Genomic DNA, 20,394 nt, shown 5'->3' with positions numbered 1-20,394 from the left:
CCGTCAGCCGTCAGTCTGTTAGGTGATCCCCCGCTACCCCACGCAACGGGAGAGGATGAACATAGTCCTAAGGCAGGAGGGTTAATCGATATTTACCAATCCCCACGCCTTGCAGTCAGGTCTACCCAAGTCTTCGTTGCCCAAGTCTTCAGTTGCCCAAGTCTTTAGCGATCCCAAGTCTTAATCAGTCTTGCCCAAGTCAATCTTACCCAAGTCTGTCACAGGCCTGTGAAGGGCCAAGTATGCCGCTGCGAGTATGGCAAAAAAGGGCCGGTAGGCCGATCGGGGGCGGAATGCTTTGTGGGCAATGGTTAACAAAAAGGGCCCCGCGGTTGGCGGGGCCCCTGGAACTTGGAAAACCGTGTAAAATAAACCCGTTTTCGGCCGAATCCGGCGCTTAGCGAACCACGCGGCGCTGGCCGCGGACCGGGGCAGGCGGCGGGGTCGGCGCCCCGAACAGGCGTTCAAAGAAGCCCATGCCGCTGTTGCTGGCGAAGCTGTCTCCGGGAACCCGAACGTTGGTGGGGCGGACATAGTTCGGCTGGGCATGTGAGACGGCCATTTCCATCTCCTTGCCTTCGCTGCCCTTGAGCATCGAGATCACCCGGGCATCGCGGCCGTAGATGTCCTTGCGGAATTCGAGCTTGCCCGCGTCGTCAACGAACGCCGTCTGATAGGTGATGTTGACCGGGATCGGCGTCGGGAAGTTGATGTTGAGTTCGCTGCGGCCGTACATCGCCTTGATCTTCTCGGGCGTGTAGCCCTCCTTCGGCAGCGCGATGCTCAGCAGATTCGCTGCGTACTGATCCGGGTTCTGCACGCGCATGCAGCCGTGGCTAAAGGCGCGCTCTTCCTTGGCGAACAGGTGCTTGTCCGGCGTGTCGTGCTGATAGACGAGGAACTTGTTCGGGAAGTTGAAGCGGATGCGGCCGAGCGCATTGGCTTCGCCAGGCGGCTGCGAGATGCGGACGCTGCCGTCGGCGGCGCGCGCGAGCTTGAGGCCCATGCGGTCGAGCACGGTCGGGTCCTGTGCCAGCGCAGGCAGATACTCGTTGTAGATGATCGACGGCGGCACGTTCCATGTCGGATTGACGGTGATGAACTTCATCGTCTCCGTCAGTTCAGGCGTGGCGTGTTTGCCCGGCTTGCCGACGACCACGCGTGTGGTCCAGACCTGCTTGCCGTTGTGCATTAGCTTCAGCGTATAATCAGGAATATTGAGGATCACGTAGGCATCGCCGAGCTGCTTCGCGCCGAGCTCACGCGGCAGCCAGCGCCAGCGTTCCATGTTGGCGCGAACGATGTCGATCTTGCGGTCGTTCTTCGGGCCGTTCATGGCGCGGACGGTGGCGTTGTCGAGGACGCCGGTCGCCTTCAGATCGTTGTTCGACTGGAACTTGCGAACCGCGTCCGCAACCGCTGCATCGTAACGCTTATCGTCGGCGTTTTCAGTGACGTGAAGCTTCGCGCGCAGAGCCGGCACGCGCTCGTCTTCCATCACAACCGGGTTCGCATTCTTCTTCGTCGGCTTGACGAACTTCAGCACGTCGCCTTCGGCGATATGCTTGGACGTGTCTTCCGTGATGCCGCGCAGATCGGCGAGCTTCGCTTTCAGGGCCTTGTAGCCCTTGTGCGGCGGGTTGTAGCCCTCGAGTGCCGCCGAGGCATCCTTCGCCGTCGAGACGTTGATCAGGACCTCGACCGGATCGACCGGATGTTCGGGATAGGAGATATCCGCACTGACGCGCGACCAGTGCATGCGGCCGCTCTGGGCGTGGCGCGCGTAGTCGAGCATGCTTTCGGTCAGACGCAGTTCGGCTTCGGCCTGTGCATCAGGTGTGGAGGCCGCGGCGAAATCCGGCGTCGGATAATCGGCTGGGTTCAGGCCTTCGCTGCTCGCATCCTTGAGACGCGCAATCACGCTCTTGGCGCGCGCGGTGACTGCACCGGATTCGCTCCACAGCGGCGCGTAGCTGCGGTCCTTGTAGAAGTTCTCGACGGCGGTGCGCTCGTTCTTGCGGTCGAAGTAGCGCGCACCCTTGGTTGCAATCAGGTCGCGCAGCTTGTCGGCGACCGGCTGATCGGCGGCCGCAACAGCGGGAGCGGCTTTGGCGGGCTCAACGGCCGGCGCGGCTGCTGCGGCTGCCGGCGGCGTGGTGGCTGGCGGCGTTGCGGCCGGCGCGGTCGCAGCCGGGGGAACGGTTGCGGTGGTGACCGGAGCCGCAGCGGGGGCAGCTGCCTCTTCCTTCTTCGGAGCTGTCGCGGCCGGTGCAGCCGTCACGGTGTCCAGCTTGAAATCGCTGACCGTCGGCGGCGGCACGTTGGCGGGTTCGGGAAGCGGCACGGCCGCGTCGATGGCGAGATCCGCAGGGCTCTTTGACGGGCCGGACTGAGCGACGGCGGTGCTTGCGGCAACCGTGAGGAAGGTGGCCGCCACGGCCATCAGAACCCGGTCGAAGCCTTGAAGGCCCTTGCGGTGGCCGGTCGAAAAGTCATGCATTCTCGCACCCCTTGGACGACACTGCTCCCGCATGGAACAGCTCATGATGGTTTCCGTCAGTACCTGTTGCAAAAGCGCCGGCTTGATCGGACTTTGCTACGCAATCCCGCATTGAAAACACTGCGAAACGGTACACGCGCCAGCTTGAAGCGGCCAGTCGCCGCCGGATCAACTCGAAGTCAACTCCAGAGAAATGACTTCAATTCGGCATTTCTTGCAACGATTTGCGCGCATTGCCGCGCGCTTTTCCTCTGTCTGTCACCGGCTCGCAACGGTTCAAACAGAGAAGCGAAAAAGCCGTGCATTCGTTCCATGTCAGGGCGTGATTCGCGTTAGCGTGAGGGGGCGATGGGTTCCCTGCCGGAGGCCGCAGCCTCGTCGATTTTCCGGTACAGCGTCGAGCGTCCGATTTTCAGCCGCCGCGCGACTTCGGACATTTGTCCGCGGTAATGGGCGATGGCGAACCGGATGGTTTCGGCTTCCATGTCGTCGAGCGGCCGGACCTCGCCATCCTCGCCCAGCATGGCCAGGGTGCCGTAGACCGGCGCCGACCGATGGGGCGCAGAAGCAGGAGCGATAGGTATTTCGGCACCGGAAACAACATCAGTCGGCGACGAGGGGGGACTGTCCAAAATCACCGGTTCGGCGTCGGTCATTGCAGCCGCCGGCACCCCACCGGTCTGGGGAAAGTCATCCGGCCCGAGCTGGCCGCCATCGCTCATGACGACGGCACGGTACACGGCGTTTTCGAGCTGACGGACATTGCCCGGCCAGGGCATCTGTCCGAGCAGCGACATCGCTTCGCCGCTGACGCCGGTGACCGGCCGGTTCTCTTCGGCGGCGATGCGCGCCATGAAGTGACGGACCAGATGCGGGATGTCCTCGCGGCGCGTCCGCAACGGCGGAATCGTCAGCGGCAGCACATGCAGCCGGTAAAACAGGTCTTCGCGGAAGGCGCCGGCCTTCACCTGATTGAGCAGATTGCGGTTGGTCGCCGATACGATACGGACATCGACCTTGACCGGCTTGCGCCCGCCGACGGCTTCGACCTCGCCCTGCTGCAAGGCGCGCAGCAGTTTCACCTGCGCCGCCAGCGGCAGTTCGCTGATCTCGTCGAGGAACAGCGTGCCGCCATTGGCTTCAACGAATTTGCCGGCGTGGCGCTCGGTGGCGCCGGTGAACGCACCCTTCTCGTGACCGAACAGCAGCGACTCCACGAGATTGTCCGGGATCGCGCCGCAGTTCACGGTGATGAACGGCTTGGCGCTGCGCTCGGAGGAGCCGTGGATGGCGCGGGCGATCAGTTCCTTGCCGACGCCGGATTCGCCCTCGATCAGCACCGGAATCGTGGACGATGCAGCCTTCTTGCCCATCGCGATGACATGATTCATCGTCTCGGAACGGGTAACGATGTCGGCGAAAGTGAGCTTGCCTTCGCGGCGGTGGCGGATGCGCTGCAGTTCGCCCTTCAGCGCGCTGGCGTTAAGCGCGTTGCGCAGCGACACCTGCAGGCGCTCGATGCCGACCGGTTTCACCACGAAATCGTGCGCCCCGGCCCGCATCGCGGACACCACATTGTCGATGCCGCCATGGGCGGTCTGCACGATCACGGGCAGATCGAGGCCGAGATCACGAATCTTGGCCAGCACGCCCATACCGTCGAGGCCGGGCATGACGAGATCGAGCACCAGGGCATCGACGGGTTTCGTGTCGGGATCGATCAGATGGGCGAGGGCGGCATCGCCGCTGTCCACTGTCACGGCGTCGTAACCGCAGCGCTGCACCATGTTCTCGACGAGGCGCCGCTGTACGGCATCGTCGTCGGCAATCAGAACAGTCGCAACCATGGCATTCCCCGCAACTCTGGACTATCTCAACAACATGTCTCGAATCGGGGCACTCTGGCCGACGCAGATTAACGACCTCTTAAGAGTTGGCTTTGTCCACAACTGCTGCAATCGTCACGCGTCCCGCACGATCTTGAACATCACGGATTGAAATATGGCTTCGCGCACATCGGCTCTCCGCAAATCTCCGGCAAAATCGAAAACCGCTCCCAAGGCGAAAGCTCCTGCCAGAAAGGCGTCCGGTGCGCCGGGCAAGGCAGCCAAATTGCCCGAGTGGAATTTGACCGACCTCTATCCGGCGATCGATGCGCCCGAGGTGACACGCGATCTCGACAAGCTTGATGCCGACTGCGTGGCGTTCGAGAACGCCTATAAGGGCAAGATCGCGGAACAGGTTGCTGCGTCGGACGGCGGTGAGTGGCTTGCCGAAGCGATCAGAAGCTATGAGGCGATCGACGATCTCGCCGGGCGGCTGGCGTCCTATGCCGGGCTCGCGCACGCGGGCAACACGGTCGATGCGGCGATCTCGAAATTCTATGGCGACATCTCCGAGCGCATCACTGCAGCTTCGACCCATCTCCTGTTCTTCGCGCTCGAACTCAACCGCGTCGATGACGAGGTGATCAAGCGCGCGATGGGAACGCCATCGCTCAATCATTACCGGCCGTGGATCGAGGACCTGCGCAAGGACAAGCCGTATCAGCTCGAGGACCGCGTCGAGCAACTGTTCCATGAAAAATCGCAGACTGCCTATGGCGCGTGGAACAGGCAGTTCGACCAGACCATCGCAGGCCTGCGTTTCAAGGTGGCGGGCAAGGAGCTGGCCATCGAGCCCACGCTGACGCTGTTGCAGGACCGTGCGCCGGACAAGCGCAAGGCTGCCGCACAGGCGCTGACGAAAACCTTCAAGGCCAACGAGCGCACCTTCGCGCTGATCACCAACACGCTGGCCAAGGACAAGGAAATTTCCGATCGCTGGCGCGGCTTTCAGGACATCGCGGATTCGCGGCATCTGGCGAACCGGGTTGAGCGCGAGGTCGTCGATGCGCTTGTCGCCTCGGTGCGCGCGGCGTATCCGCGGCTCTCTCACAGATATTACAAGATGAAGGCGCGCTGGTTCAAAAAGAAGACGCTGCCCTACTGGGACCGCAACGCCCCGCTGCCGTTCGCTGCGAAAAGCCAGATCGGATGGAATGACGCCAAGAGCACGATTCTGAAAGCCTACGGCGATTTCTCGCCGCAGATGGCGAGCATCGCGGAACGCTTCTTCGATGATCGCTGGATCGATGCGCCGGTGCGTCCGGGCAAGGCGCCGGGCGCGTTCTCGCATCCGACCACGCCGTCGGCGCATCCCTATGTGCTGATGAATTATCAGGGCAAGCCGCGCGACGTCATGACGCTCGCGCATGAGCTTGGCCATGGCGTGCATCAGGTGCTTGCTGCAAAGCAGGGCGCGCTGATGGCGCCGACGCCGCTGACGCTGGCCGAGACCGCCAGCGTGTTCGGCGAGATGCTGACCTTCAAGCGGCTCTTGGCCCAGACCAAAAACGCGAAGGAGCGTCAGGCGCTGCTCGCCGGCAAGGTCGAGGACATGATCAATACGGTTGTGCGCCAGATCGCGTTCTACTCGTTCGAGCGTGCGGTTCACACCGAGCGACGCAACGGCGAGCTCACCGCCGAGCGTATCGGCGAAATCTGGCTCAGCGTGCAGGGCGAAAGCCTTGGCCCCGCGATCGAGATCAAGCCAGGCTACGAGACGTACTGGATGTACATCCCGCATTTCATCCATTCGCCTTTCTATGTTTACGCCTATGCCTTTGGCGACTGTCTCGTAAATTCGCTTTATGCGGTCTACGAGAATGCCTCGGAAGGCTTCGCGGAGCGTTATCTCGACATGCTTTCGGCGGGCGGCACGAAACATTATTCCGAATTGCTCCAACCGTTTGGGCTGGATGCCAAGGATCCCAGGTTCTGGGACGGCGGGCTGTCGGTGATCGAGAGCCTGATCGCCGAGCTGGAGACGATGGGGTAGCCTCTATTTGAAGCAATGGCCCGGTGTGGAGGCCCTCCCGTTCCGCATTGCGGAAATTTTCCGCGGGGGCCATTGCATGGCTTGCATGCAGGCGTGTTTAATCCTGAATGCACCTACGACGAAAGTTGCCCTTGTCTCGCAATTGGGCTAATTCGCGTCACAATTGAGGATGGCGCTGGAGGGGATCGATGGCCGACCACAACGAAGTTGCGTACACCACGGCGGATGGCATGGACTATCCCGCGCACGAGCAGACCTACGAAGGTTTTCTCATGATGACGAAGTACGGCACGATCGCCGTCGTCGCCATCGTCGCCCTGATGGCGATCTTTCTCACCTGATTGAAATTCGTTGTACCGGCAGCGTGGCCGGTGATTAAGTCATGCGCGGCCGAACGGCTGCGGGAGGCGTCATGAAAATTGCGATAGCCAAGGAAGTCGATGCGGCGGAGCCGCGTGTTGCGGCGACGCCCGACACAGTCAAGAAATTCAAGGCGCTGGGGATCGACGTTGCGATCGAGCCTGGCGCGGGCATCAAGTCCGGCGTGCTGGACGCGGACTATGAGGCTGCGGGCGCTGTTGTCAGCGCCGATGCGGTGAAAGACGCCGACATCGTCATCAAGGTAAAGCGTCCCGAGGCATCTGAAGTTGCCAGGTACAAGAAGGGCGCCCTGGTCATTGCGATCATGGACCCCTACGGCAACGAAGCCGCGCTGAAGGCGCTGGCCGATGCCGGTGTCTCGGCCTTCGCGATGGAGCTGATGCCGCGCATCACCCGCGCGCAGGTCATGGACGTGCTGTCCTCGCAGGCGAACCTCGCCGGCTACCGCGCCGTGGTCGAAGCGGCTGAAGCCTTCGGCCGCGCCTTCCCGATGATGATGACCGCGGCCGGCACTGTGCCCGCGGCGAAGGTCTTCGTGATGGGCGTCGGCGTCGCCGGATTGCAGGCGATCGCGACCGCCCGCCGCCTCGGCGCCGTGGTCACCGCGACCGACGTGCGGCCTGCGACGAAGGAGCAGGTTGAATCGCTGGGCGCCAAGTTCCTTGCCGTCGAGGACGAGGAATTCAAGAACGCGCAGACCGCCGGCGGCTACGCCAAGGAAATGTCGAAAGAGTATCAGGCCAAGCAGGCCGCGCTCACGGCGGAGCACATCAAGAAGCAGGACATCGTCATCACCACGGCGCTGATCCCGGGCCGTCCGGCGCCAAAGCTCATCACCGCCGAGATGGTGGCGTCGATGAAGCCAGGGTCCGTGCTGGTCGATCTCGCGGTCGAGCGCGGCGGCAACGTCGAGGGCGCGAAGGCCAACGAAGTGGCTGATGTCGGCGGCGTCAAGATCGTCGGCTACACCAATCTGGCCGGCAAAGTCGCGGCATCGGCATCGAGCCTTTACGCACGCAACCTGCTGTCGTTCATCGAGACGCTTTACGACAAGGCCGCCAAGTCGCTCGCCGTGAAGTGGGACGACGAACTGGTGAAGGCCACCGCGCTGACCAAGGACGGCGCTGTCATCCATCCGAATTTTCAGCCGAAAGCATAAGGAGAGCCGACATGCATGGAATTGAGGCTGTCGACCCGTTTGTCTTCCGGTTGTCGATTTTCGTTCTCGCGGTTTTCGTGGGTTATTTCGTGGTGTGGTCGGTGACGCCTGCGCTTCATACGCCGCTGATGTCGGTCACCAACGCGATTTCGTCGGTCATCGTGGTCGGTGCGCTGCTGGCGACCGGCGTTGCGCTGGTCGGCAACGACGACGGCCCGCTCTGGGCCCGCGCGTTCGGTTTCGTCGCGCTGGTTTTCGCATGCATCAACATATTTGGCGGCTTCCTTGTCACCCAGCGCATGCTGGCGATGTACAAGAAGAAGCAGAAGTGACGGGGCGGGGCACATGAACGCTAACATTTCGGCGCTGCTCTATCTGGTCGCAGGCGTCCTTTTCATTCTCTCGCTGCGCGGCTTGTCGAGTCCCGCGTCCTCCCGCCAGGGCAACTTCTTCGGCATGGTCGGCATGACCATCGCAATCGCCACCACGCTGGCGGCGCATCCGCCGTCGGGCCAAATCGGCTGGATTCTCGTGATCCTCGGTATCGCCATTGGCGGCGGCATCGGCGCGGTGATCGCCCGCCGCGTGCCGATGACCTCGATGCCGGAACTGGTCGCTGCCTTCCACTCGCTGGTCGGTATGGCGGCGGTGCTGGTGGCAGCCGGCGCGTTCTACGCGCCTGCCGCGTTCGACATCGGCACCCGTGGCAACATCCACGCCTCCAGCCTTGTCGAAATGTCGCTCGGCGTCGCCATCGGCGCTCTCACATTCACAGGCTCGGTAATCGCGTTCCTGAAACTGTCGGGCCGCATGAGCGGCGCGCCGATCATCCTGCCGGCACGCCATATCATCAACATCGTGCTTGCGCTGGCGCTGGTCTATTTCATCTACGGCCTCGTGGTGTCGCAGAGCCAGGTGGACTTCTGGCTCATCACCATCATCGCGCTGGTGCTCGGCGCCCTGCTGATCATTCCGATCGGCGGCGCGGACATGCCGGTCGTGATCTCGATGCTCAACTCGTATTCGGGCTGGGCGGCGGCCGGCATCGGTTTCACCCTCGGCAACTCGGCGCTGATCATCACTGGCGCGCTGGTCGGCTCGTCGGGTGCGATCCTGTCCTACATCATGTGCCACGCGATGAACCGTTCCTTCATCTCGGTGATCCTCGGCGGCTTCGGCGGCGAGACGGCCGCGGCCGGTGCCGCTGGCACCGGCGAAGTGAAGCCGGTCAAGCTCGGCTCCGCCGACGATGCGGCCTTCATCATGAAGAACGCGCAGAAGGTCATCATCGTGCCGGGCTACGGCATGGCGGTGGCGCAGGCGCAGCACGCCCTTCGCGAAATGGCCGACACGCTGAAGAAGGAAGGCGTCGAGGTGAAGTACGCGATTCATCCGGTGGCAGGCCGCATGCCCGGCCACATGAACGTGCTGCTGGCCGAAGCCAACGTGCCTTACGACGAGGTGTTCGAGCTCGAGGACATCAACTCGGAATTCGCGCAGGCGGACGTGGCTTTCGTGATCGGCGCCAACGACGTGACCAACCCGGCGGCGGAAGAAGATCCGAAGTCGCCGATCTATGGCATGCCGGTGCTGCAGGTCTGGAAGGCCGGCACCGTGATGTTCATCAAGCGCTCGCTGGCGTCCGGTTACGCCGGCGTCGACAACCCGCTGTTCTATCGTGACAACACCATGATGCTGCTGGGCGACGCCAAGAAGATGACCGAAAACATCGTCAAGGCGATGTAGGCGCGCATCAGCCTTTCCATTCGCGAAAGCAAAAGGCCGTGCTGCATGCACGGCCTTTTTTGTTACGCCTCTCTTGGCAATCGATGGATCGCGCAGAGCTTGTTGCCGTCCAGGTCGCGCAGATAGGCGATGTACAGCTTGACGCCGCCGCCTTCGCGAATGCCCGGCGGATCTTCGCAGGTTGTGCCTCCATTCGCGATCCCGGCCGCATGCCAGGCATCGGCCGCTTCGGTCGAAGCGGCAGCAAACCCAATCGTCCCGCCATTGGCTGGGGTGGCAGGCTTGCCGTCGATGGGCCTGGAAACCGAAAACGTCCCGGTTTTGGTGCGGTAAAAGATGCGATGGCGATCGACGATGGCCGGCGGCACGCCGAGCGTGCCCAGCAGATTGTCGTAGAAAGCCTTGGCGCGATCGAGATCATTTGTCCCGACCATGACGTGAGAGAACATTCTTTTCGTTTCCTTCCCAAAAACAGTCCTTTTTGGTTAAGGCATCTTGCTTCCGGGTGCAAATTTCCCCCTAGCTGGCTAGGTCTTTTGCAATCGTGCCGTTAGAGTGAACGCATGAGGGGACAAACACACATGCCGCGGTCAGCCTGGGTCTATCCCGCGCTGGCCGTTTTGCTTTACATCGCTACCGAAATTCCCGGGCTTGGCATCGGTTTTACCCGCTCTCCCGCCGGGCTTGTCTTTGCAGCGGTGCTGCTTGTCGTTCTGTTCGGCACTGTGTTTGCCGCCGTGCACCACGCCGAGGTGATCGCTCACAGGATTGGCGAGCCGTTCGGCACGCTGCTACTGACCCTCTCGGTCACGATCATCGAGGTTGCGCTGATCGCCACCATCATGCTCGGCGAAAGCGGCGTACCGACGCTGGCGCGCGATACGGTGTTCGCGGTGGTGATGATCGTGTGCAACGGCCTCGTGGGTATCTGCATTCTCTTTGGCAGTTTGCGCTATCGCGAGCAGGATTTTCAGGTCACCGGCGCGAACGTCTATCTGAGTGTGCTGATTGTGCTTGCTACCATCACGCTGATCCTGCCGAACTACACGGAAACCACGCCGGGCCCCGTTTATTCGGCGAGCCAGCTCGGCTTTGTCAGCGTTGTGACCATCGTGCTATACGGCGTGTTCCTCTACACCCAGACCATCCGGCACCGTGACTACTTCATCGCAGGCGCAAGCGATGAAGATGACGGTCACATGCCATCCAGCCGTATGCTGACGATCAGCGGGATTCTTTTGCTCGTGTCGCTGGTCGGCGTGGTGATGCTGGCCAAGAAGTTTTCTCTGGTCGTCGATGCGGGGGCTGCCGCCATCGGTGCGCCGCCGGCGTTTGCCGGTGTTGTCGTGGCGCTGTTGATCCTGTTGCCGGAAGGCGTCGCCGCGCTGTCGGCCGCGCGCAAGAACGACCTGCAGAAGAGCATCAACCTCGCGCTCGGCTCCTCGCTGGCCACCATCGGTCTGACCGTCCCGGCCGTTGCGATCGCCACCTACATCCTCGACAAGCGGCTGGTGCTCGGTCTTGAGACACGCGACACCATGATGCTGGTCATGACCTTCCTGGTCAGCCTTGCCACATTCGGAACGGGCCGCACCAATATCCTGTACGGCCTGGTCCATCTGGTGATGTTCGCGGTGTTCCTCTTCCTGGTGCTGGTGCCGTAGCGCTCAATTGACCGTGATGCATTGTCGCGATTGGGCAAATGGGTTCTAACCGTCCTTGCCTGATCCTCAATCTGACAGTATCGGTCGATGTCGAACGGTCGCCGTCCGCGCGGTCGTCATGGGGTTCCGGTTCCGGATGCTGAACAGGCTGGGCAGAGCAGCAAGGGTCAACGCGGCGCGCGTTCTCGTCGCGCTGTATGCCCTGTGCGTTCTTATGCCGGTCGCCGGATTTGCAATCGGCAACAGCGCCGCGGCGCTGCATTGCCTGACGGAAGGCTCGCCGGTTGTCGTGCAGACCCAGCACTCCGGACATCAGCACGAGGCGATGGCGCATCAAGGTCATGCCGATCACGGTCATGATCATAGCGCGATGGCGATGGCAGATGATACCGGCGCGCCTGCCGATCATGCCGGCATGAAAGGCGGCAGCGCACCGGCCTGTTGCGGCATGATGTGCGTCAGCGCGATTCCTGCCAGCCTGTTTGAGCTGACACCGCGAGCGATGATCCACGCGTCGATCGCTGCGTCGTCCGATGCCGGCATTTCCGGCGAAGCTCCCGAGCTTCTCTACCGTCCCCCGATCGTCCTCCTGTCGATGTGATCGCCGGTGTAGCGGCTGACCAGCCGCGCGCCTTCGAAGCCGTTTGACATTCGAGGATAAGATGCCCGCGCAAAATCTGGCAAGGCTCGCTGCCGTTGGTTCGGTGGCGATGGCGCTCGTGCCACGACGATTCAATGCCCCGTTCCTGCTGGGTGCCCTGCTGCTGGTTGCGGGGTGCGCCGCGCGGCCTCCGGTCTCGGTGGGGCCGGACCCGTCTGACCCCGGTGCGCGGACGCCGCGCACAGGCTACAGCTCCACCATCGGGCGCTACACGAGCCAGCGGCCGGTGGCCCCGTCTGCCTGGAAAAAGCAGAACGAGCAGGTCGCACCTGCGCCGAAGTCCGGCGGGTAGGTGCACCATGATCAATCTGGATGTCTTAACTTCCGTTTCGAATGGTCGCCACGCTCTGAGCGGCATCAGCCGATGGTTGATGGCAGGCACGGCGCTGCTGTTGTCAGGCTGCGCGTCGTTTTCGCCCGATGGCGGCATGAGTGTTGTCACGGCGACGGTCTCGAAGGATCTCGGCAAGGAGGCTTCTGCGCAACGCACGCCCGAAGAATCGGAATCCGCGCGCAATGTGACCAAGCAATTGCTTGCGAAACCGCTGTCGGCGGATGCTGCCGTGCAGATCGCGCTGCTCAACAATCGCGGATTGCAGGCGGCCTACAACGAACTCGCCATCTCCGAAGCGCGGGCCGTAGAAGCGAGTCTGCCGCCGAATCCCGCCATCTCGCTGTCGCGGATCGCGGGCTCGGTGGAAGTTGAAGTCGAGCGCAAGATCGTCGCCAACGTGCTTGCGCTTGCGACATTGCCGGTTCGCTCCGAGATCGCGGCCGCGCGCTTCCGGCAGGCGCAGATCATTGCCCTGAGCGAGACGCTGCGGATCGCGGCTGACACGCGACGGGCTTATTATCGGGCGGTCGCCGCGCGTGAACTCGCCGAATTCCTCGCGCAGGCGCAGTCCGGCGCGGAGACCGCGGCGAAGTTCGCCACGCGTCTCGGCGAAACTGGCGGCATGAACAAGCTCGATCAGGCGCGCGAGCAGGTGTTCTACGCCGATCTCACCGCGCAGCTCGCCGCCACGCGTCAGCGCGCGGCTAGCGAACGCGAAGCGCTGATCCGCGCCATGGGGCTGTGGGGCGGCGATCTGGCGTTCAAGACGGCTGCGGCGTTGCCGCCGCTTCCGTTGCGTCCGCAATCATTGCCAGGAATCGAAATCGAGGCGGTTCGCCGTCATGTCGATCTGCAGATCGGACGGATCGAACTGGATGCACTCGCCAAGTCTTATGGCCTGACGCGGGCGACCCGTTTCATCAATGTGCTCGATGCCGGGCTGGCCGGAAAGACCACGCGCGAGAAAGCAACCGGAGAAAAGAACCGCGAGCGCGGCTTTGATGTCGAGCTGCAGATTCCGATCTTCGATTTCGGCGAGGTTCGCGTCAGGGAAGCCGAGGCGACCTACATGCATGCGGTCAACCGCCTGATGGAGCGATCGGTCAATGTCCGCTCCGAAGCGCGCGATGCGTATCGCAGCTACAGGTCAGCTTACGACATCACCATGCACTACCAGAAGGAGGTCTTGCCGCTGCGCAAGATCATCTCCGACGAAACCCTGCTTCGTTACAACGGAATGCTGATCGATGTGTTTTCGCTGCTGGCGGAAGCGCGCCAGCGTATCGCTGCCACGACGGCGACAATCGAAGCGAAGCGGGACTTCTGGCTGGCCACCACCAATCTCAACACCGCTGTCATGGGCGGAGGCGTCTCGGCGCGCGTCGACACGGCGTCGGCACCCGGCGCGTCCGCCGAACCAGCGCAGCATTAAAGGAGCGCGAACAATGATCTCACGAAGAGCAATTCTCGGATCGGCTGCGATCCTTGCTGGCGCCAGCGCCGTCAGCGGCCGTGTTCAGGCCGCCGGTATTCCCGAAGCACCAATGTCGACCGCAAACACGATGCAGCCGCCGCTCGTTCCCACGAGCGGTCCGGACTATCAGCCTGTCGTTACACTGAACGGCTGGACGCTGCCGTGGCGCATGAACGGTGACTGGAAGGAATTCCATCTCGTCGCCGAGCCGGTGGTCCGCGAACTCGCTCTAGGCATGGTGGCGCATCTGTGGGGTTACAATGGCCAGTCGCCCGGCCCCACAATCGAGGCGGTCGAAGGCGACAAGGTGCGGATCTTCGTCACCAATAAGCTGCCGGAACACACGACAGTGCACTGGCACGGCATTTTGCTGCCGAATGGCATGGACGGCGTGACGGGCCTGACGCAGCCGCCGATCGGCGTCGGCAAGACCTTCGTCTACGAATTCGTGCTGACGAAAAGCGGCACGTTTATGTACCACCCGCATGCGGACGAGATGATCCAGATGGCCATGGGCATGATGGGCTTCTTCGTGGTGCATCCGAAGGACCCGGCGTTCCGCCGTGTGGACCGGGACTTCGTGTTTCTGATGTCGGCTTACGACATCGATCCCGGCACCTATCTGCCGAAGGTGTCGGAGATGACCGACTTCAACATGTGGACCTGGAACAGCCGTGTCTTTCCCGGCATCGATCATCTTGTCGCGGCGAAGGGCGATAAGGTGCGCGTCCGGTTCGGCAATCTCACCATGACGAACCACCCGATCCACATGCACGGCTATGACTTCAAGGTGTCGTGCACCGATGGCGGCTGGGTGCCGGAGACGGCTGCATGGCCTGAAGTCACTATCGATTGCGCGGTCGGCCAGATGCGGGCGTTCGATTTCGTCGCGGACAATCCGGGTGACTGGGCGATTCACTGCCACAAATCGCATCACACCATGAATGCGATGGGGCATGACCTTCGCAATTTCGTCGGTACGAAAAAGAGCGATCTCGTCAAGTCGGTGCGCAAGCTGGTGCCGGATTACATGCCGATGGGCAACGCCGGCATGGCCGACATGGGCGAGATGGAGATGCCGCTGCCGGACAACACGCTGCCGATGATGACCGGCTTCGCGCAGTTCGGTGCGGTCGAGATGGGCGGCATGTTCTCGGTGGTCAAGGTGCGCGAAGGTCTCGCATCCGGCGACTACAAGGATCCGGGCTGGTTCAGGCACCCGCAGGGCACGGTCGCCTACGAGGTTGCGAGCGCGGCCGCCCCGCCGCCATCGAAGTACGCGGTCCCGCGGCCCAAGCAAAAACCCGCAATCGAGAGGAACGTTGTCAAACCTTCCAAGACTCCTTCCATGAACCACAAGGGACACTGAAGATGCACGCTTTACAAATTTCCAGAACGATCAGGATCGCAGCTGCGCTTGCCGTGCTGTTGCCGGCAATGGGCGTACGCGTACTGGCGCACGACAACCATGCATCTTACGCCGCCGGCGAACCCGGAGATCCGAAGAAGCCCTCGCGCGAGATCGTCGTAGAGATGGGGGACCGGTACTATCGCCCCAAGCAACTCCAGGTGAAGCGCGGCGAGCAGGTCCGCTTCGTGCTTCGCAATGACGGCTATGAGGACCACGAATTTCTGCTCGATACCACGGAGGCAAATCTCAAGCATGCCGAGGCGATGCGGAAAAATCCCGGCATGGAGCATGGCGAGCCGAACGGGGTTCAGCTCGCGCCGAAGAAATCCGGAGAGATCCTCTGGAAATTCACCAAGACCGGGACGTTCGAGTTTGCGTGTCTGATAGCCGGGCATCGTGAGGCCGGCATGATCGGCACCGTCGTCGTGAAATAATCGAACCGAAAACCAGAGGAAAAAATATGCGGAAGCTCATTCTTGCGACGTCTTTCTCCATGGCGCTGTCGGCCCTTGTCCTTGTGACGCAGGCCTATGCTCAGGCACTTCCGGTCAACGGAACGGTCACCAAGATCGACGAGGCGGCCGGGAAAATGACCATCAAACATGGTCCTATCCAGAAAATGGATATGGAGGGAATGACCATGGTTTTCCGGGCCCAGACCTCGGAGATGCTGAGGCGGGTGAAGGTCGGCGACAAGGTCAGGTTCGACGTCGACAAGATCAACGGGCAGATGACCCTGACCGGAATCGAGAAGACGAAATAGCCCGGCGCGGGAGCGCCGGGTACGGCCTGACAAAGCCGTCACCCGGCGTTTTCCCGGCCTTTGCCACCGATCCGTCGCAGTTGATCCCTCAATCGGCCCAAAAGTTCCCTCATCCATCTCCGCGCGGGGAGTTGCGATGATCAAGAAGCTGTTCACCAAGTACTTTTTAGAAGTCATTCCGTCGATCGTGGCGACGGTGGTCGGTGCGTATATCGTCACCCACTACATCAACGCCAAGTCGGAAACGGACAAGCCGAAAGCTGCGATCTCGGCCCCCGCCGGGACCTCGAAGGATGCCGCCCCGCAAACGCTGAAAGCAGACGACTCCGGCGACAGGGTCTCAAAAGAGAGCGCGAAGGCCGAGGCCGCCAGGCTCAAGGCGGAAAAGCTTGCCCTCGAAAAGGCTGCGGCCGAGCGGTCGGCGGCTGATCGGGCCGAGAACGCGAAGCGGGCCGCCGAAAAACTTGCCGCCGAGAAAACCGCCAGCGAGAAGGCCGCTGCCGAGAAGCAGGCAAAGCCGGTTACGAAGTCCGCGCCCGTTGTGCCGCTGCCCGCCGAAGCCAATGCCGCCTCCGACGACAGGCGCGACGCCAACGATCTGGCGCGGGCCGCGATCGAACGGCTGCGCAATGCCAAGACCTCCGAACAGCCGCGTGCGCCGGAAGCCGCGCGTGCCGAGGAACAGCCGAAAGCGGAGCGCGCCAGGGTCAACAGCGTTGTTTATGCGCCGGCAGCCGCCCCGCAGCAGCCGGCGATGCAGCCGCTGCCGCCCGCGGTGACTGTTGCGCCGGGACCGAGCGAAGCGGCAGTCACGCCACCGAAACCCTTCCCTGAGCCCATTTCCGGATCATCCGACATCCGGGCTGACGATGGTTTGCGGCTGACGCCGCCCGCGGATATTCCTTCGCGGCCGCTGGATTTGCGCGCGAAACAGGGCCGGATCTCGTCTGTGACGGAAGATGTTGTCTCGGCCGCGAAGTCGGTGTTTCACGCCGTGGTGCCGGAATCGAACTAGACGTGTCGCTTCGACGCTCGGATGAGAGAACTGCTGCATCTCTCATTCAAGTGGGCGTGTTGTCCTGAGCCGCTTAATAGCACCGCGTGATATTCACGCTGACGGTTTCTTCCGCGCCTTCGCGCCGCGGGACCTTGACGGTCTGCCTGGTGCATTCCTGCACATAAGGTCTGTCGGACGGCGCGACCGCCGGCGGAAACCGGTGTGACCAATCCCAGGGAACGTCATAGGTGTACGTGTAACGGACGTCGCCCGATGATGGCGGCACGGCATCCACCACGCCCGGTTCGGCATATGATGGTTCGTAGAACAGGCCTGCCGTGCCCGGCCAGAAAGTCCCTGCGTGGTGTCCCCGGTGACGATGCAGCGGCCGGCCCGCTGACGGACGGAAAGCCGGCCGCGCCGAACCGGAGCTTCCAGCATATGCGATTGCCGGATCGGCAAATGTCTCGTTCGGGGCAAGGACAAGCGCGACTGCGCCAAGAGAGGCGATAAGCGCTCCGTAAATTCGATACGTCATGGCACGCACCAGTTCCAAGTTGCGAGCAGCACTCATGGCACGCTAGGTCCGGCTTTTCGGGCCCGCAAACTCAGACTTAATAATTGGTTAAGGCTTAATCTTAATGGGCCGGCTGGTGGCGTCGACGATATCCAGAAACTCCTTCACCGTGCTGACCGCTCCGGGGCTCGCTGCGAGATAGCCGGGAAGTTGCGTGACCGCATCGCGGAACGCATCGCCCTTCATGATGTCGAGCACGCGCTGCATCGGTTCGGTGTCCAGAAACGCGCGGCGGCAGACGAAGAAATAGTCCTCCGTCAGCAGCCGGACGAAATCGAGTCCGAACTGTCTGGCGGCGGCTTCGACGCCGAACGCCGCATCCGCCATGCCGCTCGCCACATAGGCGGCCACGGCGGCATGGGTGAATTCCATCTGCTGCGCGCCATTGATCCTCGCCTCGTCGATCTTGTGCAGTTTCAGCAACTGGTCGAACAGCGTGCGTGTGCCGGAATCGTGGTCGCGGTTGACGAAGCGCGCCCTGGTTTCGACGAGGTCGCTCAGCGATCCGATCCTGAGCGGATTGCCGGACTTCACCATCAGGCCCATCTCGCGGGTCACGAAGCTGATGACGCGATCCTCGCGCGGATCGAGCCATTCCCGGCAGGCCTTGACGCTTTGTGCGCGCAGCTCGCCACGCGGGATGTGGACGCCGGACAGATCGCAGGCACCCTGCGCCAGCGATACCAGCGAGTTCTGGTTGCTCACATAGCGCAGATCGACGCCGATGCCGGGTTCCTTGTCGAGCAGCTCGCGCAGCTTTGAGACCGCGAATCCATGGCTTGCGTGCACGCGGATGACTGACGGGCGCTGATGCAGGAAGGGCTTGATCTCGGTGGCGAGTTCCTGAGCGAGGTTTTCGAGTTGAGGGCCGAGCCGCGCCTGCATGCGTTGTCCGGCCCACACCAGTTTCTCGCCGAATGCGGTCAGCGTCGTGCCTTTGCCGCGATGGGTTTCGACCAGCGGCACGCCGAAGAACTCCGACCATTGCTCGACCAGATTCCAGACATGCCGATACGAAAGCCCGGCGTGGTCTGCGGCACTGGTGAGTTTGCCGGATGTGCGGATGTCGTTGAGCACGCCGAGCATCACGACGGCGGTCTGCGGGCTGCCTTCCTTGTGAAACCGCCAGACGGGTTCGATCTCGATCTGCAGCATCGTGACGTCCTTATGAATCCAATTTCATATGATCGTGAGCCATTGGCACATCATATCATATTTACTGTGGGATTTCTAATGAACAAACTCAAGAAAAGAACAGGAGAAATATGATGTCAATTGCATATGATTACTCCCACGGTACGACCGCGCACGACAATGCCGTCGTTCTCCGCAAGCAACTCCTCATCGACGGTCGCCACGTCGAGTCGGTCTCGAGGCGGACCTTCAACACGCTCAATCCCGCCACCGGGCAGGTGATCGCGACCATCTCGGAGGGCAATGAGGCCGATGTCGACCGGGCGGTCGATGCAGCGCGCCGCGCCTTTGAAGGGATTTGGGGCACCATGCGTCCCGCAGAACGCGGCCACATCCTGTTTCGTTTCGCGGAGCTTCTGAAGAAGCACGGCGCAGAGATTGCCGAACTGGAAAGCCGCGATGCGGGCAAGCCGATCGCCGCCGTGCTGCGGCAGGATCTCCCCGCCGCCGTCGACACGCTGACCTATTACGCGGGCTGGGCCGACAAGATTCACGGCGACACCGTGCCGACCCGCAGCGATGCGTTGACCTATACCGTGCGCGAGCCGGTCGGTGTGGTCGCGGTGATCGTGCCATGGAATTTCCCGCTGATGATCGGCATGTGGAAGCTGGCGCCAGCGCTGGCCTGCGGCTGCACCATTGTCATGAAGCCTGCCGAGCTGACGTCGCTGTCGGCGCTGCGCCTTGGCGAGCTTGCGCTCGAGGCAGGTCTGCCGCCGGGCGTGCTCAACATCGTGCCTGGTCCCGGCCGTGTGGTCGGCGACGCGCTGGTCAATCATCCCGGCGTGGATAAGGTGACTTTCACCGGTTCGCCCGGCGTTGGCCGCGGAATTCTCAAAGGCGCGGCAGGCAACTTCAAGCGGGTGTCGCTCGAACTCGGCGGCAAGTCGGCCAACGTGATCTATGACGACGCCGATCTCGATGCGGCGACCAAGGCCGCAGCCGCAGGCATCTTCTTCAATGCCGGGCAGGTGTGTTCGGCAGGCTCGCGCGTCCTCGCGCACGAGAAGGTCTATGAAGAAGTGGTCGCGCGGCTCACCGCCCGTGCCGAAGCACTGCGCATGGGCGACACCGCCGACAAGACCACAGCGCTGGGGCCCGTGATCTCCGAGAAGCAGATGAAGTCGATTCTCGAGTATGTCGATATCGGCCAGAAGGAGGGCGCGACGCTTGTCACCGGCGGCCAGCATGTCGGAGATCGCGGCTACTACATCAGCCCGGCGGTGTTCGCGAATGTGAAGCACGAAATGCGGATCTCACAGGAAGAAATCTTCGGCCCGGTGGTCAGCGTCATCAGGTTCAAGGACGAGGCCGATGCGATCCGCATCGCCAACGGCACGGCGTTCAGTCTCGCGGCAGGCGTATGGAGCCGTGACATCGGACGCACGCAGCGTTTCGCGAAAAAGGCAAAGGCCGGCACGGTCTGGATCAACACCTATGGCTATACCGATGTGCGGTTGCCATGGGGCGGTGCGGGCGACTCGGGCTTTGGCCGCGAACACGGCACCGAAGCGCTGGCGAATTTCACCGAGCCGAAAGCGGTCTGGATGAATCTGAACGTTTGAAATCTCCCTCTCCCCGTGAACGGGGAGAGGTGAAGAGGCACCGTTCAAACAAAAACGCGGGCCGTGAGGCCCGCGTTTTGATATTCAAA

General features: G+C 62.3%; 19 protein-coding genes. 14 read left to right on the top strand and 5 right to left on the bottom strand.

Going from position 1 to position 20,394, the window contains the following annotated elements; translation table 11 throughout:
* Window positions 1-397: 397 nt before the first annotated feature.
* Both I554_RS0122490 and I554_RS0122485 read right to left on the bottom strand, forming a co-directional pair.
* Window positions 398-2,500 carry a L,D-transpeptidase family protein gene (locus I554_RS0122490; RefSeq protein ID WP_024574286.1) on the bottom strand — a complete coding sequence of 701 codons (2,103 nt, stop codon included), beginning with the start codon at window positions 2,498-2,500 and terminating at the stop codon, window positions 398-400.
* Between the two features lie 332 nt (window positions 2,501-2,832).
* Window positions 2,833-4,347: a sigma-54 dependent transcriptional regulator gene (locus I554_RS0122485; RefSeq protein WP_024574287.1), complete on the bottom strand. Its 1,515-nt coding sequence runs from the start codon at window positions 4,345-4,347 to the stop codon at window positions 2,833-2,835.
* A 154-nt stretch (window positions 4,348-4,501) separates the two neighbouring features.
* Here I554_RS0122485 and I554_RS0122480 point away from each other — a divergent pair, with 154 nt between their 5' ends.
* The 5 genes from I554_RS0122480 to I554_RS0122460 all read left to right on the top strand — a co-directional run bounded on the left by I554_RS0122480 (window position 4,502) and on the right by I554_RS0122460 (window position 9,665).
* Window positions 4,502-6,379: a M3 family oligoendopeptidase gene (locus I554_RS0122480; RefSeq protein WP_024574288.1), complete on the top strand. Its 1,878-nt coding sequence runs from the start codon at window positions 4,502-4,504 to the stop codon at window positions 6,377-6,379.
* Window positions 6,380-6,567: 188 nt separating this feature from the next.
* A complete protein-coding gene (locus I554_RS0122475; protein WP_024574289.1) occupies window positions 6,568-6,720 on the top strand; it encodes an aa3-type cytochrome c oxidase subunit IV in 153 nt (50 codons plus the stop codon).
* Between the two features lie 71 nt (window positions 6,721-6,791).
* On the top strand, window positions 6,792-7,919 hold the full coding sequence (locus I554_RS0122470) for a Re/Si-specific NAD(P)(+) transhydrogenase subunit alpha (RefSeq protein ID WP_024574290.1): 1,128 nt from the start codon (window positions 6,792-6,794) through the stop codon (window positions 7,917-7,919).
* An 11-nt stretch (window positions 7,920-7,930) separates the two neighbouring features.
* Window positions 7,931-8,251 carry a proton-translocating transhydrogenase family protein gene (locus tag I554_RS0122465; RefSeq protein WP_006022158.1) on the top strand — a complete coding sequence of 107 codons (321 nt, stop codon included), beginning with the start codon at window positions 7,931-7,933 and terminating at the stop codon, window positions 8,249-8,251.
* A 13-nt stretch (window positions 8,252-8,264) separates the two neighbouring features.
* Entirely contained in the window at window positions 8,265-9,665 is a 1,401-nt protein-coding gene (locus I554_RS0122460; RefSeq protein WP_024574291.1) for an NAD(P)(+) transhydrogenase (Re/Si-specific) subunit beta, read from the top strand.
* A 62-nt stretch (window positions 9,666-9,727) separates the two neighbouring features.
* Here I554_RS0122460 and I554_RS0122455 read toward each other — a convergent pair whose 3' ends face one another.
* A complete protein-coding gene (locus I554_RS0122455) occupies window positions 9,728-10,114 on the bottom strand; it encodes a VOC family protein (RefSeq protein WP_024574292.1) in 387 nt (128 codons plus the stop codon).
* Between the two features lie 132 nt (window positions 10,115-10,246).
* Between I554_RS0122455 and I554_RS0122450 the strand changes: the two genes are divergently transcribed.
* From I554_RS0122450 to I554_RS0122415, 8 genes are all read left to right on the top strand, one after another.
* Entirely contained in the window at window positions 10,247-11,329 is a 1,083-nt protein-coding gene (locus tag I554_RS0122450) for an ionic transporter y4hA (RefSeq protein ID WP_244432830.1), read from the top strand.
* 136 nt (window positions 11,330-11,465) lie between these two features.
* Window positions 11,466-11,930, top strand: coding sequence for a hypothetical protein (locus I554_RS0122445; RefSeq protein ID WP_024574294.1), 465 nt, complete (start codon window positions 11,466-11,468; stop codon window positions 11,928-11,930).
* Between the two features lie 61 nt (window positions 11,931-11,991).
* Window positions 11,992-12,282 carry a hypothetical protein gene (locus I554_RS0122440; RefSeq protein ID WP_024574295.1) on the top strand — a complete coding sequence of 97 codons (291 nt, stop codon included), beginning with the start codon at window positions 11,992-11,994 and terminating at the stop codon, window positions 12,280-12,282.
* A gap of 79 nt (window positions 12,283-12,361) precedes the next feature.
* Window positions 12,362-13,756, top strand: coding sequence for a TolC family protein (locus tag I554_RS0122435; RefSeq protein ID WP_244432829.1), 1,395 nt, complete (start codon window positions 12,362-12,364; stop codon window positions 13,754-13,756).
* A gap of 13 nt (window positions 13,757-13,769) precedes the next feature.
* Window positions 13,770-15,167 (top strand): copper oxidase, encoded by a 1,398-nt coding sequence (locus I554_RS0122430; RefSeq protein WP_024574297.1) that lies wholly within the window; start codon window positions 13,770-13,772, stop codon window positions 15,165-15,167.
* A 2-nt stretch (window positions 15,168-15,169) separates the two neighbouring features.
* Window positions 15,170-15,643: a cupredoxin family protein gene (locus I554_RS0122425; protein WP_029659318.1), complete on the top strand. Its 474-nt coding sequence runs from the start codon at window positions 15,170-15,172 to the stop codon at window positions 15,641-15,643.
* Between the two features lie 26 nt (window positions 15,644-15,669).
* A complete protein-coding gene (locus I554_RS0122420) occupies window positions 15,670-15,972 on the top strand; it encodes a copper-binding protein (RefSeq protein WP_024574299.1) in 303 nt (100 codons plus the stop codon).
* 136 nt (window positions 15,973-16,108) lie between these two features.
* Entirely contained in the window at window positions 16,109-16,987 is an 879-nt protein-coding gene (locus I554_RS0122415) for a cell envelope integrity/translocation protein TolA (RefSeq protein WP_024574300.1), read from the top strand.
* A gap of 73 nt (window positions 16,988-17,060) precedes the next feature.
* Here the strand turns inward: I554_RS0122415 and I554_RS0122410 are convergent, their stop codons facing one another.
* Both I554_RS0122410 and I554_RS0122405 read right to left on the bottom strand, forming a co-directional pair.
* Complete coding sequence (locus tag I554_RS0122410) at window positions 17,061-17,507, bottom strand: hypothetical protein (protein ID WP_024574301.1); 447 nt, start codon at window positions 17,505-17,507, stop codon at window positions 17,061-17,063.
* A gap of 87 nt (window positions 17,508-17,594) precedes the next feature.
* On the bottom strand, window positions 17,595-18,701 hold the full coding sequence (locus I554_RS0122405; protein WP_024574302.1) for a substrate-binding domain-containing protein: 1,107 nt from the start codon (window positions 18,699-18,701) through the stop codon (window positions 17,595-17,597).
* A gap of 113 nt (window positions 18,702-18,814) precedes the next feature.
* On the opposite strand from I554_RS0122405, the gene I554_RS0122400 reads away from it, so the two are divergent.
* Complete coding sequence (locus I554_RS0122400; RefSeq protein ID WP_024574303.1) at window positions 18,815-20,305, top strand: aldehyde dehydrogenase family protein; 1,491 nt, start codon at window positions 18,815-18,817, stop codon at window positions 20,303-20,305.
* Window positions 20,306-20,394 lie beyond the last annotated feature (89 nt).

It is taken from the genome of Afipia sp. OHSU_II-C1 (assembly GCF_000497575.1).
Lineage (GTDB): Bacteria > Pseudomonadota > Alphaproteobacteria > Rhizobiales > Xanthobacteraceae > Afipia.
This window is presented reverse-complemented; position numbering and strand designations above follow the sequence as displayed.